Below are 14156 nucleotides of genomic sequence, written 5' to 3' on the forward strand. Positions count from 1 at the left end.
CCGACGCGGCCGCGAAACAGGGAGAGTGATCAGAGATAGCCGCCACATCCCCGGTGACCGTGGCCGAATCCGACCCCGGTTGGTCGCCGGCCCCTCAACGCGACCGCTCACGGACGATCACCGCCGGCCTGCTCGCGACCCCGGCGGGCGCGCTGCGCCGACTCACCCAGCGCGACGAGGGCTACTCCCTCGGCGGGCTGGCACCGCTCCAGCGCGGCCTGCTGGTGCGCTCCCCCGACACGGCCACCACTCCGGTGCTGCTCGTCCACGGCCTGGTCGACAACCGGTCGGTGTTCGCCCGGCTGCACCGTCATCTGCGCCGCCGTGGCTTTCGCCGGGTGGTGCCGGTGCAGCTACCGCTACGCACCACCAGCGTGCAGGACGGCGCGCGGGTGCTGGCCGAGGCGGTCACCCGGATCGCCGGGCCCGATGGCCAGGTCACGATCATCGCCCACTCGCTGGGTGGGCTGATCGCGCGGTACTACGTCCAGCGGATGGGCGGCGACCGGCAGGTCGGCACGCTGATCACACTGGCCAGCCCGCACGGCGGCACCCGGCTGGCCGAACTGGTACCGCGGGCGCTGCCGTACCCGCTGCTCCGTCAGCTACGGCCGGATTCGCCGCTGATCGCGGAACTCGCCGAACCGGCGCCGGACTGCCACACCCGGATCTTCGCCGTCGCCGCCGCGCTCGACACGGTGGTCCGTCCGGGCAGCGCCGTCGTCGATCATCCCGACCTGGACGCGGTCAACCTCGTCGTGCCCGGCCTCGGACACCACTCGCTGGCCTTCAGCGGCACCGTGGCCCACCAGGTCACGGCCTGGCTCACCGGGTCCACGCCGAACCCCATCGACACGGCCTGAGCCGGCTCACGCCTGGGCCGGCCCACAGCCCGAGCCGGCCCACAGCCCGAACCTGACCCCGGGGTCGTGGCCCGCACCCCGGGGTCATGCGCTGGGCCTTTGGGTCAGAGTTTCACGACGGGTGCGTACCGCAGCAGCAGTCGCTTCGTGCCGGCCTCGGCACCGAAGTCGATCGTGGCCTCGGTCGAGTCACCCATCCCCCGCATGGTGACCACGACGCCGAGCCCGAAGCTGTCGTGCGTCACCCGGTCGCCCTCGCGCAGTTCGACCATCGGCCGCACCGCCGGCTTGGCCCGCCCAGCGAACGGCGAGTTCGGCAGCGGACGGCGATTGGCCCCGGAGCCGCCACCGCTGCTGGCACCGACAGCCGATCCGCCGACGAAGCCACCACCGAAGGTGCCCGTGGTCGAACCCGTACTCGAACCCCAGGTGCGGGCGGGCGGCGGCGGCGGAACCTCGGCCAGGCGACGCCAGTCGACGAGCGCCTCCGGCACCTCACCGAGGAAGCGGGACGGCGGGTTGTGGGCCGGCTGGCCCCAGGCGCTGCGCATCACCGAGCGGGTGAGGTAGAGCCGGGCCCGGGCCCGGGTGACCCCGACATAGGCGAGGCGACGCTCCTCCTCCATCTGGTTCGGGTCACCCAGGGTGCGCTGATGCGGGAAGACCCCGTCCTCAAGTCCGGTGAGGAAGACGACGGGAAACTCGAGCCCCTTGGCGCTGTGCAGGGTCATCAGGGTGACGACCCCGTCGGAGCCGTCGTCGGTGGGAATCTGGTCGGCGTCGGCGACCAGCGAGACCTGCTCGAGGAAGGTGGCGAGGGAGCCCTCGGGGTTGCGCTCCACGAACTCCTGTACGACGCCGACGAACTCCTGGAGGTTCTCCACCCGTCCCTGCGACTCGACGGTGTCCTCGGCGAGCAGTTCCGCGAGGTAGCCGGTGCGTTCCAGCACCGCCTCGACCACCGCCACCGGCCCGTCCGCCTCAAGCGCCCGCAGGTCGGCGAGCAGGGCGGTGAACTCACGCACCGACTTCGTCGAGCGGGCCGCCATGCTCGGGATCTCGCCCACCCGTTCCAGGGCCGCCGCGAAACCGATCCGCTCCGCCTCGGCGAAGCCCGCGAGCGCCGTCTCGGCCCGGTCCCCGATGCCACGGCGTGGCACGTTCAGGATGCGCCGCAGGTTCACCGTGTCGGTCGGGTTCGCCAGCACCCGAAGGTAGGCGAGCAGATCCCGGACCTCGCGGCGCTCGTAGAAACGCACCCCGCCAACGACCCGGTAGGGCAGCCCGACCCGGACGAAGATCTCCTCGAACACCCGGCTCTGCGCGTTCGTCCGGTAGAAGACCGCGACATCCGCCGGCCGGGCGAGCCCGGCATCGGTAAGGCGGTCGACCTCCTCGGCGACAAAAGCCGCCTCGTCATGCTCGTTGTCGGCGACGAAACCGACAATCTTCTCGCCGTCGCCCGCATCGGACCACAGCCGCTTGTCCTTGCGCTGGTTGTTACGGGCGATCACCGCATTCGCCGCGGACAGAATGGTCTGCGTCGACCGGTAGTTCTGCTCCAGCAGGATCACCGCGGCGGCCGGGAAATCCTCCTCGAACTCCACGATGTTGCGGATGTTCGCGCCCCGGAACGCGTAGATCGACTGGTCGGCGTCCCCGACCACGCACAGCTCGCCCGGCGGCACCGCACCGGAAGGCCAGGTGACCGTGTCGACGGCGGACGCGACGGCCGGGTCGTCGGCACCCGCGTCGGCCACCACGGCGCCGGTGTCCGCGGCGGCCGGGTCCGCGTCGTGAGCCGGCTGGCCGACGAGCTCGCGGATCAGCACGTACTGCGCGTGGTTGGTGTCCTGGTACTCGTCCACCAGGATGTGTCGGAAGCGGCGGCGATAGTGCTCGGCGACGTCGGGGAACGCCTGCAGCAGGTTCACCGTCATCATGATCAGGTCGTCGAAGTCGAGCGCGTTGGCCTGCACGAGACGCTGCTGATAGGCGGCGTACACCTCGGCGACGGTGCGCTCGAGGTGACTCGAGGCCCGGTCGCGGGCCCGCTCCCAGTCGACCAGCTCGTTCTTCAGGTTGCTGATCTGCGCGGCGAGGCCCCGGGCGGGATGCCGCTTGGGGTCCAGGTCGAGATCCCGGGTGACGAGGGCGATCAGGCGCTGGGCGTCGGCGGCGTCGTAGATGGAGAACGACGAGGCGAACCCGAGCCGCTTCGCCTCCGAACGCAGGATGCGCACGCAGGCCGAGTGGAACGTGCTGACCCACATCGCCCGGGCCCGCGGGCCGACGAGCGCGCCGACCCGCTCGCGCATCTCGGCGGCGGCCTTGTTCGTGAAGGTGATCGCGAGGATCTCCCCCGGCCGCACATCGCGCGCCGCCAGCAGATAGGCGATGCGATGGGCGAGTACCCGCGTCTTGCCCGACCCCGCACCCGCGACCACCAGCAGCGGCGCGCCGCTGTGCACCACCGCGGCACGCTGCTGGGGATTGAGCCCGTCGAGCAGGCCCTCCGCGTCGAGCCGGGGCGCGGCGTCAGGACCGCCGAAACCGCCGGAACCGTCTCCTGCCACGGGGGCCAGGACGGCCGGACCGAACAAGTCGTAGGGCACGCCACCGACGGCGCCGGAGGACTCACCGAACAGTGCGCTCATACAACCTCGATCATACGTTCGACATCGAACCAGTCGGCGGGCGAACCGACCCCTGTGGCCACCCTATGGGCACCGCGATCCGGCCATACCCGGTGGGCTGGCCACACCCGTGGTCCTCACCGGATCGCTGGACACCGGATCGCTCTGCGCGAGGTCGCCGGACACCAGGTCACCGGGCACCAGGGCACCCTCGGCCGGGTCCGCCGAAGACACCTGCGCCGACCCGGCCAGGGCCCGCACCCGGGCATCCACGGCCGGGTCGATGTTGCCACCGGACAGGACGGCCACCGTCGATCCCCGGGCCAGCCCGCCGTGGCGCAGCAGGGCCGCGAGCGGCGCCGCCCCCGCGGGCTCGACCACCAGGCCGGACCTGCGCAGCCACACCATCGCCGACCAGAAGGCCGCTTCGTCGACGGTGACCACGTCGTCCACCAGTGATCGGGCCAGCGCCAGGGTCAGGCGTCCCGGCTCGCGTACCGCCATGCCATCGGCGATCGTGCGCCGCCCCATGGCCGACGCCGGCGAACGCGGCAGGGTCGGTCGCCGGCAGGACCGTCCCAGCACCGGCACGTCCAGCACCGGCACGTCCGCTGGGCCGTCCACCGTGGACGTGGGCTGGCGCAGGGCCGCGGCGAAGGCGGGCGACAGCACCGACTGGACGCCGATGACCCGCACCTCGGGCCGGCGCGCCCGCAGGGCCACCGCGATCCCGCTGAGGAGCCCGCCACCGCCCACGCCGACCACGACCGTGCGCAGGTCCGGCACCTGGTCGAGCAGTTCCAGACCGATCGTGCCCTGCCCGGCGATCACCGCGGGATCGTCGAAGGGATGCACCAGCAGCCGGCCGCCCGCGGCGGCGAACTCCGCGGCGGCGGCCAGGGCGGCCTCCACCCCACCGGGTACCTGTTCGACCCGGGCGCCGAGGCCTCTCGTCCGGGCGATCTTGACCGGGTTGGCACCGGCCGGCACGAAGATCGTCGCGGGGACACCGAAGGCCGCCGCCGCGTACGCCACGCCCTGGGCGTGGTTGCCGGCGCTGGCCGCGACGACCCCGCGAGCGCGCTCGTCCGGATCGGCGCACGCCACCCGGTGGTAGGCGCCGCGCAGCTTGAACGAACCGGTGTGCTGCTCGTGCTCGCACTTGAGCCAGACCGGCATGCCGAGCCCGACGTCCAGACCACCGGCACGCACCACCCGGGTCCGCCGCACGACGCCGCTCAGGACCCGCGCCGCGGACTCGATCGCGGGCAGGGACACCCCCACGGGCGGATCACGCCGGGCGGACGCGGTGGACGTCGGGGTGGATGCCGGTTCGTCGTCGGTGGCGGGTGCGGTCATGGCGGCCTCTCCAATGGCGATGCGACCACCTCACCGTGGCCGCGGCAACAAAAAACCCCTCCGCCGCAACGACGGAAGGGCAGGGCGCGCGAGCCCGGGATGCGGGTGCGCGCCTACGTAATGGCCATCTGGTGCAGGGTCACACCTCAAGCATGCCCGCCGGGGGCCGGGACGTCAAACGCGACCCCGGCCCCGGCGGACGGCCGGCTCACTCCCACTCGATGGTCCCCGGCGGCTTCGACGTGATGTCGTAGACCACCCGGTTGACCTGGGGAACCTCGTTGACGATCCGGTTGGAGATCCGCTCGAGCAGGTTGTAGGGCAACCGGGCCCAGTCGGCGGTCATGGCGTCCTCGCTGGTCACGGCGCGCAGGACGATCGGATGGCCGTAGGTGCGCTCGTCGCCCTGCACTCCGACGGAGCGCACATCGGCGAGCAGGACCGCGAAGACCTGCCAGATCTCCCGGTCGAGCCCGGCGCGGCGGATCTCGTCGCGGACCACCGCGTCGGCGGCGCGCACGACGTCGAGGCGCTCGGGGGTGACCTCGCCGATGATGCGCACGGCGAGCCCGGGCCCGGGGAACGGCTGACGCCAGACGATCTCCTCGGGCAGGCCGAGTTCCTCACCCAGGCGGCGCACCTCGTCCTTGAACAGCGAACGCAGCGGCTCGATCAGGCCGAACTGCAGGTCGTCCGGCAGGCCGCCGACATTGTGATGGGACTTGATCTTGGCCGCGGTGGCGGAACCGGACTCGATCACGTCGGGGTACAGCGTGCCCTGCACCAGATGGTCGATCGTCGCACCCTCGGCCTCGGCGCGGGCCTCGAGTTCGCGGGCCGCCTCCTCGAAGACCCGGATGAACTCCCGCCCGATGATCTTCCGCTTCTGCTCGGGTTCGCTGACCCCGGCGAGCGCGCCGGCGAACCGGTCGGCCGCCTTCACGTGGACGAGTTCGACACCGGTGGAGGCGACGAACTCCCGCTCGACCTGCTCGGCCTCGCCCTCACGCAACAGGCCGTGGTCGACGAACACACAGGTCAGCGCGTCGCCGACCGCCCGGTGGACGAGGGCCGCGGCCACCGCCGAGTCGACACCGCCGGAGAGCCCGCAGATCAGCCGGCCACTGCCCACCTGCGCGCGCACCGCGGCGACCGCCTCGTCGACGATGTTGACCATCGTCCAGGTCGGTCGACACCCGGCGCCGGCCAGCAGGAAGTGCCGCAGCACGTCCAGGCCACGCTCGCTGTGCAGCACCTCAGGGTGGAACTGCACCCCGTACAGCCGCCGCTGGCGGTCCTCGAACGCGGCGACCGGTGTCGACGGGGTGGACGCGGTCACCAGGAAGCCCGGTGGGGCCTGGGAGACCGAGTCACCGTGGGACATCCACACCTGCTGGTCGATCGGCAGCCCGTCGAACAGGACACCGGGCTCGGACACCCGCAGGCGGGTCGCTCCGTACTCGGCCGTTCCGGTCCGGTCCACCACCCCGTCCAGTGCCTGGGCCATCACCTGGTGGCCGTAACAGATACCGAGGATCGGCAGACCGGTCTCGAACAACGCGGGATCAACCCGGGGTGCGCCGGGTGAGTACACCGAGCGCGGCCCACCAGAAAGGATGAGTGCGGACGGTCTACGCGCGAGAAGATCCTCGACCGGCAGGTCCCAGGGCACGATCTCGGAGTAGACGTGGCACTCCCGCACCCGTCGGGCGATCAGTTGCGCGTACTGCGCGCCGAAGTCAAGAACCAGGACGGTGTCGTTGCCCGTGTGCCCGCTGCCGGCCCGCACGGGTGCCGCCCCGGGGCTGGCCGACCGGCTCGCCACCGCGTGGTCATCCTGCGATCTCACACCGTGGCCGGGGTCGCCGGGTCGTATCTCGCTCACCGCGCCAGCCTACGGATCCGCGCCCACCTTCGGGCGGGGCGAGGGCGCGCGCACCGGTGGACGGACCTCCCGCGGCCGGCCCGGGACCGCTGGGGCCCCCGTCGGCGGAGCCCCGAGGCGCACCCCGTCGGCGCACCAACCCGCCCGGGGGTGCCAATACCCCAAAGGTGTAATGCTGGGTGGGCAAGCCCGAACATCGGAAGAGTCAGTGTCGTAGATGCCTGAGATGCCGGATTTCGCGCGTACCCCCGCTCTGTCCCGTACAAGCCACGGCGCCCGATGGCGTACGTTGTTGCGTCGCGTGCCGGGTTACCCGGACAGTCACGGCACGCACTCCGGTTACAACGGACACCTGGCCACGAACGGGCTTACGGTAGGCACCTTTCGGATGCCGACTTCGTACCGCTATGGTGCTTGACAAGGGACATCCGGGCCCGATACCGAGCCCTCCGGCACGATGTGTTCCGGGGGGCCGGCGGAGAGGTTGCGAAGGTACGTGCGCAGACAACCGATGGCCAGTAGCACGGGCATCGCCGCAGACTCGGAGCCGACCTCGGCCCAGGGTTTGCCCGTGGACAACGAGGACGGCGCCGCTACGCAGCGTGACGAGCACCCGTCGGCGCCCAGAGGACCGGGGGGGTCGGGCCTGAGTCGGCTTCGCCATGCGGTCGCCACCCCCACCAACTGGCGAGTCCGCACGAAACTGATCGCGATCCTGATCGTTCCGGTCGTCGCGATTCTGGTCTACTCCTCGATCGCGGCCGGCTCCGTGCTGACCAACACCCGCGACGTCAACCGGATCTCCGACCTCACCCGGATCAGCAAGTCCGCGGTCACCCTCGTCCAGACGTTGCAGCTGGAGCGGACGTACAGCACCGGCTTCGTCGCCAGCGGCCCGATCGGATCCCGCAACACGGACCCCATCCCGGCTCGCCAGTCAGCGGTCAACGATGCCTATCGGGCATACACCGCGGTGGCGGACAAGCGGCACGACTCGTTCGGCTCCTCGGTCCGTTCCGCACTCGACGACGTGCGTGACCGGATGAGCACGCTGCCCGCCAAACGGCAGGCCATCCAGCGGCTCGTCGACGCCCGCGCGGTCGGCACGGCGTTCGCTCCCATCATCGACTCGCTGCTCGAGCTGGTTCGACTCATCCCGCAGGGAAATGACGACCAGCAGCTTGACGACGCCGTCAGCGCGGCGTTCTACCAGCTCTCGGCGACCGAACTCCTGGCCGAACAACAGGCGCTCGTCCTGCGTCTGATCGAGGGCCGGGGCATACCGTTCCTCGAGTCCGACTTCCGCGAGTTCCTGTCCGCCGAGACCCAGCGCGGTCGCGACCAGTCCGTGATCGAGGACCTGCAGAACCCCGCGCTGCTCGCTCTCTACCGGCCGACGGTCGACGCGGACTTCAGCGGCGACATCAAGAACACCGACAACATCATCGAGAAGATCCTCAACGCCTCGGTCGGCCAGCGGCTCGACATCTCCACGGAAATCTGGAACCGCTCCACGCAAGAGACCATCGACATCGGGATCGATGCGACCGGCAAGATGCTCGACATCGCCGACAACCGGGTCGACTCGCTGCGCAGCGACATCCAGCGCCGGGCCCTGCTGTCCGGTCTGCTGGTCGTGCTCATCCTGGCCACCGCCCTGCTGGCCGCGCTGATCGTGGCCCGGTCGCTGGTGCGCCCGCTGCTGGCACTGCGCACCGCGGCGCTGGACGTCGCCGACCGTCGACTGCCCGAGGCCGTCCGCCGACTGCGGGACTCCACCGACCAGCACTTCGACGACGCGATCGAACCCGTCGGTATCACCACCGACGAAGAGGTCGGTGACGTCGCCCGGGCCTTCGACGAGGTCCACCGCGAGGCGGTCCGGCTGGCCTCCGAACAGGCGTCGCTGCGAAACAACGTGAACGCCATGTTCGTGAACCTGTCCCGGCGAAGCCAGGGTCTGGTGGAACGCCAGCTTCGCCTGATCGACGATCTGGAAAACCGCGAACAGGACCCCGACCAGCTGTCGAACCTGTTCAAACTCGACCACCTCGCCACCCGAATGCGGCGGAACAACGAGAGCCTGTTGGTTCTCGCCGGAACCGACACCGCACGACGCTGGACCCATCCCGTCCCCCTCAACGAGGTGGTCCTGGCGGCCATTTCCGAGGTGGAGCAGTACACCCGGGTCAAACAGACCACCGCCGCCCCGGTGTCCATCGCCGGAAACGGTGTCAGCGACGTCGTCCACCTGGTCGCGGAGCTGCTGGAGAACGCCACGTCCTATTCGCCGCCGGTGACCGATGTGCGGGTGACGAGTCATTCACTCGGCCCCGGCGCCGGCGCGATGATCGAGATCGAGGACCAGGGCATCGGCATGCCCGCCAAGGAGCTCGAGCGGGTCAACGAGCGGCTGGCGAACCCGCCGGTCGTAGACCTGTCCGTCTCCCGCACCATGGGTCTGTTCGCCGTCGGACGGCTGGCCAGCCGGCACGGCATCCGCGTGCAGCTGCGTGAGTCCTCCTCCGGCGGGATCACCGCGGTCGTGCGACTGCCCGCCCGTCTGGTCACCGGCGACAGCGCCGGCGGCGCCGGCCGCGTGCCGGCCATCAACCGGCCGACCGCCACCGCGTCCCCCGCCCTGCCCGCCGCCGACAGCGCCGCGCGCCCGGCCATCGCTGCCGAGCCGGCCGGACGTGCCGGACCCACTCCCGCGCTGCCGGCCGCGACCGGCGGTTCCGCCAACGGCTCCAGCAATGGGCACCACACCCCCGCTGGCAGCACCCCCGCCGCGCCGGGCAGCCTGTTCGAGGACTCCAGCAGCACGCAGCGGCTCCCCAGCACCGGACCCTTCCCGCTCACCGGGCCGATGGCGACACCGCTGGGCACCGACCGCACCGGTCCGGTCCCCCTGCCCACCCGGCCAGGCCTCGGGCTCGACAAGTTCGGCCCCGACGGGGAGAACCTGCCGGTCCGCGGCCGGTTCACGGACGACCCCCGCAACCGCGCCACCGGCCCGACCCGTCCCACCGGACCCGCCGGACCCGTACCGGGCGGTGGCGGTCCGACCGGACCACAGGCCACCCCGCCCGGCGACGACCGCGGGCCGAGCGGTCGCGGTGAGCCGAGCGGTCGCGGTGAGCCGAGCGGTCGCGGTGAGCCGAGCGGTCGGCGCGCACCGGACGGCCTCAACCCCGACACCGAGTCGATCGGACGCCGTGGGCTCCCCCGCCGGGAGCCTGCCACGGGTGAGCCGACCAGCCAGATCTCGTTCCCGGACAGCCGCTGGTCGACCCAGCCCAGGCCGGAGAAGCCGCAGGTCGCACCGAGCGAGCCGGCGCCCCTGCCGGTGCGGGAGCGCCCGGGGGGGATCTCGGTGACACCGGGGCCCACCGGCCCACGCTCCGCCAAGGGCCCGGCAGCGCCCGGCGGCGAGGCACCCACCGGCCCGCGCGGCCGCGACCGGATCGAGCCGCCCTCCGAATCCCGGACCGGACCCCAGACCGGACTCCAGATCGGACCCCGGTCCGAACCACCGACCGGTCCGCAGACCGGCCCACGGACCGGACCGCAGCGCGTCGTCCCCGCGGACGAGCAGCCGGCAGCGCCGGCCACCCCGACCGGACCCACGACCGGACCCACGACCGGCCCGACGAGGCCGGCCACCCCGACACAGCCGACCTCGTCGGCTCAGGCCGCTCCGGCCGGGCGGCAGGCCGCTCGGCCGGAGCCGGACACCGCGGAAGCGGAGGCGGACGCGGCCGAGACCGATGACGCCGAGACGTCGCCGATCTTCGATTCGGTGTCGGCCTGGTTCCAGCGCCGTACCCCGACGTCGACCGGGGCGCAGGGCGCCAACGGACGCGGCGCTCCCGCGGCGGCACAGGCCGCCGCCGCGGCGACACCGCCGCCGCGTCCTCGGCTCGAGGCCCAGGAGTCCGGCGCACCGGGTGCTCCTGGGGTGCGGCCAGCCGGACGTCCGGGTATCGGTGGCGCCTTCGGGCACCGCGTGCCGCTGCGCCCGGGCCACGACCCGCTGTCCGGGTCCCGGCCGACACCGGCCGGGGATCCCGTGGTGGAGTCGGCCCCGCCCGGGCCCGCCCGGGCCGCCCAGACCTCTCCGCAGCCCGCGGCGGCCTCGGCGGCCTACCAGGCGGGTGGGCCGCCGTCAGGTCCCCAGCCGTTGGGAGCCCAGCCGTTGGGAGCCCAGCCGTTGGGAGCCCAGCCGTTGGGAGCCCAGCCGACGCAGTCAGCAGGCCGGGAGGGCTGGAGCTCTCCCGGCGACGCCGGTTGGCAGGCAGCCGAGGCGTCCCGCCGACCGGTCTCCGGTGGCCTGACGAGCTCGGGCCTACCGGTGCGAGTCCCCATGACCCATCTCGTGCCCGGCAGCGCCGAACCCGCGCCAAGCCGGCGTCCCGCCGAGACCGCGTCCCGGTCCCCCGAAGCTGTCGGTGGCCGGTTGGCCAGCTTCTACCAGGGCGTACGGCAAGGACGTGATGTCGGAGTCGACACCACGAGCAATCCCCGTCGTGACGCGCAGGAGGAACGGTGACACCCGTGAGTTCTGATGCCCAGAACCTCAACTGGCTGATCAACAACTTTGTCGACCGTGTACCCGGGGTTGCCCACACCGTGGTGGTGTCCGCGGACGGCCTGCTGTTGGCCGTCTCGGATGGCTTCCCCCGGGACCGGGCCGACCAGCTCGCCGCGGTCGCCTCGGGACTGGTCAGTCTCACCCAGGGCGCCGCCCGGGTCTTCGAGGCCGGGGCGGTGACGCAGACGGTCGTGGAGATGGAACACGGGTTCCTGTTCATCATGGCGATCAGCGATGGCGCGAGCATGGCGGTACTCGCCGCACCGTCCTGCGACATCGGCCTCGTCGGCTACGAGATGGCCCTGCTGGTCAGCCGGGCCCGGGATGTCCTGACCCCGGCTCTGCGCGCCGAGCTACAGGGAACGCTTCCGCGGTGAACGAACGGTCTCACGGGGAGTCAGGGTGAGTATCGATCCCGACAATGCGCCCGGTCCGGTGGTCCGGCCCTATGCGATGACCGGTGGGCGCACACGGTCGCGCTACGAACTCGCCATCGAGGCGCTGGTGATCACGACCCCGCAGGGCGAGGAACGGATCGTCGGCCTCAACCTCGAGCAACAGTCCATCGCCGCCATGTGCCGGCAGGTGCGATCGATCGCGGAGATCGCCGCCGGCCTCCGAGTCCCGCTCGGGGTCGCCCGGGTGCTGGTCGGCGACATGGCGGACGAACGCATCGTCCGCGTCTACCAGCAGCCTGACCGCGACGAGGCACCGGATCTCGCGCTGCTCGAAAGGGTTCTCAGTGGCCTTCGAAAGCTCTGACAACAGGAGGGTGAACTCCTCCGTCGCCACGACCTCGGTGAAGATCGTGGTCGCGGGCGGCTTCGGCGCCGGGAAGACCACGTTCGTGGGCTCGGTGTCGGAGATTGTTCCGCTGCGCACCGAGGCCGTGATGACCGAGGCCGGTGCGCACGTCGACGACCTGACCCACCTGTCGGACAAGACCACGACCACGGTCGCGATGGACTTCGGCCGTGTCTCCCTCGACGAGGACCTGATCCTCTACCTGTTCGGGACGCCCGGGCAGTACCGCTTCTGGTTCATGTGGGACGACATCGTGCGCGGCGCGATCGGCGCGATCGTGCTCGCCGACACCCGCCGGCTGGCCGACTGCTTCGCCGCCGTCGACTACTTCGAGCAGCGCCAGTTGCCGTTCGTCATCGGCGTCAACTGCTTCGACGGCATTCTGCGGCACTCCATCGAGGACGTCCGCGAGGCATTGCAGATCAACCCGAACGTTCCGATCATCACCTGCGATGCCCGCAACCGGGACTCGACCAAGAGCGCGCTGATCGCGGTGGTGGAACACACGATGTCCAGGGCCGCCGCCCGGGCCTGACAGGGCCCACCCGGCCGGGGAGCCTAAGCTCGCCCGGCCGGGTCCCCGGCGAGCCCGGCCGGACTTCACACCGGTGTCGCGGGCCGGCTCCGATCAGGAGGTGCCGGCCGGCAGCTGACGCAGCTGACCGTCGGTGGGGACGCGGCTGTTGCCGCTGTTGTTCACGATCTGCAGTTTCAGGTCGTTGTCGGCCTGCGCCCACTGGCCACCGACGGCGGCGATCTGCGCGACGTTCTTGGGCACGTTCGGCTGGGACCCGAAAGCCACCGGACCGACGATCGTCTGGGCGTCCACCTCGCGGATCGCCGCGACGATGGCCTCCCGCTCCAGCGACTCGGCGCCGCCCAGTGCCTTGACCGCCACCTCGAACAGCGCGTTGACGAAGCCGAGCACCGGCGTCCAGACCCGGCCCGTGCTGCCGATGAAGTCGGTCGCCAGGTCCTTGGCGGCCCGGTTGTCCAGCGAGCTGCGGTAGGGATGGGACGGCGACCAGCCGATCTCGGTGGTGAGCCCGTCGCCGTTGGACCCGAAGGTCCGCACGTCCTCCTGGAAGTCGAGGGCCTTCGAGAAGGTCATCGCCTTGGGGGTGAAGGTACCGTTGCGGATCGTGCGCTGGAAGGCGTCGAAGTCCGCGGTCGGCATGACACCGACGACCGCCTCGACTCCCGCGGAGTCGAACGCCGACGCGTACGCCCCGAAGTCCGTCGTTCCGGTGTCGAAGCCCTCCCGGGGCGAGGTCACCCGAAAGCCGAAGTTCTGGACCGACGGAATGCCGAAGTCCTGGTTGGCGAAGGCACCACCGTCATCGTCGGCGGTGTAAACTAGGCCCACCTTGGTGATTCCCAGCTGCCGCCACATCGCCACATAGGCGGAGACGATGTCCTCCAGGCCGGTGTAAAAGTGGTACGTCCAGTGGAAGGGCATGTCGACATTGCCGCCACGGCCGTTCCACCATGACTGCCACGGCGCGACGCTGGAGATGCACGGCACCTGGTTGATCTCACACTGGTCGGCGACCGGAATGGCCGTGTCGGAGGTGCCGCCGACCAGAACCAGATCAACGTGGTCCTTGTAGATCAGGTCGGTGGTCGCGATACCCGCCCGGTGCCGGTCCGACTGGGAGTCACGGACGAGGATCTCCACCGGGTAGGTGCGGCCGCCCACCTTGATGCCGTCGGTGAGCAGCCTGCGCATCCGTGTGACGATGAAGGAGTCGACAGCGCTGTAGGCGTCCAGGGTGCCGGTGCGGGGCAGCACGTAGCCGATGCGCAGCACCTTGCGGGCCGAGCTGGCGCTCGACGATGACCCGCCGCAGGCCGCCAGCAGCCCCGCGGCCGGCGCGGCGACGGCCGCGGTCCCGGCCCAGCGCAGCAGCCGGCGTCGGTCGAGGGACGGGGCGTCGGGCACCCGCGGCGGCCCGGCGGGCATCCCGCCGTCCGCGTCCGTCCGCGTCCGCGCGGCCGAGCCGCAATCGCCATTC

At 71.5% G+C, this 14156-nt stretch carries 9 protein-coding genes; 5 read left to right on the forward strand and 4 right to left on the reverse strand.

From position 1 onward, the window contains the following. Positions 1-53 precede the first annotated feature (53 nt). Positions 54-863, forward strand: coding sequence for an esterase/lipase family protein (locus G6R24_RS02315; protein ID WP_338084402.1), 810 nt, complete (start codon positions 54-56; stop codon positions 861-863). 104 nt (positions 864-967) lie between these two features. Here G6R24_RS02315 and pcrA read toward each other — a convergent pair whose 3' ends face one another. The 3 genes from pcrA to guaA all read right to left on the reverse strand — a co-directional run bounded on the left by pcrA (position 968) and on the right by guaA (position 6683). Then, positions 968-3520 carry a DNA helicase PcrA gene (gene pcrA / locus G6R24_RS02320; protein ID WP_163547514.1) on the reverse strand — a complete coding sequence of 851 codons (2553 nt, stop codon included), beginning with the start codon at positions 3518-3520 and terminating at the stop codon, positions 968-970. Positions 3521-3583: 63 nt separating this feature from the next. Beyond that, positions 3584-4858 carry a threonine ammonia-lyase gene (locus G6R24_RS02325; RefSeq protein ID WP_163547515.1) on the reverse strand — a complete coding sequence of 425 codons (1275 nt, stop codon included), beginning with the start codon at positions 4856-4858 and terminating at the stop codon, positions 3584-3586. A 208-nt stretch (positions 4859-5066) separates the two neighbouring features. Further along, complete coding sequence (guaA, locus tag G6R24_RS02330) at positions 5067-6683, reverse strand: glutamine-hydrolyzing GMP synthase (RefSeq protein WP_476695824.1); 1617 nt, start codon at positions 6681-6683, stop codon at positions 5067-5069. A gap of 571 nt (positions 6684-7254) precedes the next feature. Here guaA and G6R24_RS02335 point away from each other — a divergent pair. Genes G6R24_RS02335 through G6R24_RS02350 form a run of 4 tightly spaced genes read left to right on the forward strand, consistent with a single transcriptional unit; the run spans position 7255 to position 12676 of the window. Then, complete coding sequence (locus G6R24_RS02335; protein ID WP_163547516.1) at positions 7255-11295, forward strand: sensor histidine kinase; 4041 nt, start codon at positions 7255-7257, stop codon at positions 11293-11295. Beyond that, positions 11292-11714 carry a roadblock/LC7 domain-containing protein gene (locus G6R24_RS02340; RefSeq protein WP_163547517.1) on the forward strand — a complete coding sequence of 141 codons (423 nt, stop codon included), beginning with the start codon at positions 11292-11294 and terminating at the stop codon, positions 11712-11714. The genes G6R24_RS02335 and G6R24_RS02340 overlap by 4 nt, the downstream gene beginning before the upstream one ends. A 25-nt stretch (positions 11715-11739) precedes the next feature. Further along, positions 11740-12099, forward strand: coding sequence for a DUF742 domain-containing protein (locus tag G6R24_RS02345; protein ID WP_163547518.1), 360 nt, complete (start codon positions 11740-11742; stop codon positions 12097-12099). Beyond that, positions 12080-12676, forward strand: a complete 597-nt coding sequence (locus G6R24_RS02350) for a GTP-binding protein (RefSeq protein ID WP_163547519.1) — start codon at positions 12080-12082, stop codon at positions 12674-12676. The genes G6R24_RS02345 and G6R24_RS02350 overlap by 20 nt, the downstream gene beginning before the upstream one ends. Before the next feature lie 93 nt (positions 12677-12769). On the opposite strand, the gene G6R24_RS02355 is transcribed toward G6R24_RS02350, so the two are convergent. Next, complete coding sequence (locus tag G6R24_RS02355) at positions 12770-14104, reverse strand: ABC transporter substrate-binding protein (RefSeq protein ID WP_225438036.1); 1335 nt, start codon at positions 14102-14104, stop codon at positions 12770-12772. Positions 14105-14156: the final 52 nt, after the last annotated feature.

Origin of the sequence: Candidatus Frankia nodulisporulans, from assembly GCF_902806475.1 — a bacterium.
Lineage (GTDB): Bacteria > Actinomycetota > Actinomycetes > Frankiales > Frankiaceae > Frankia > Frankia umida.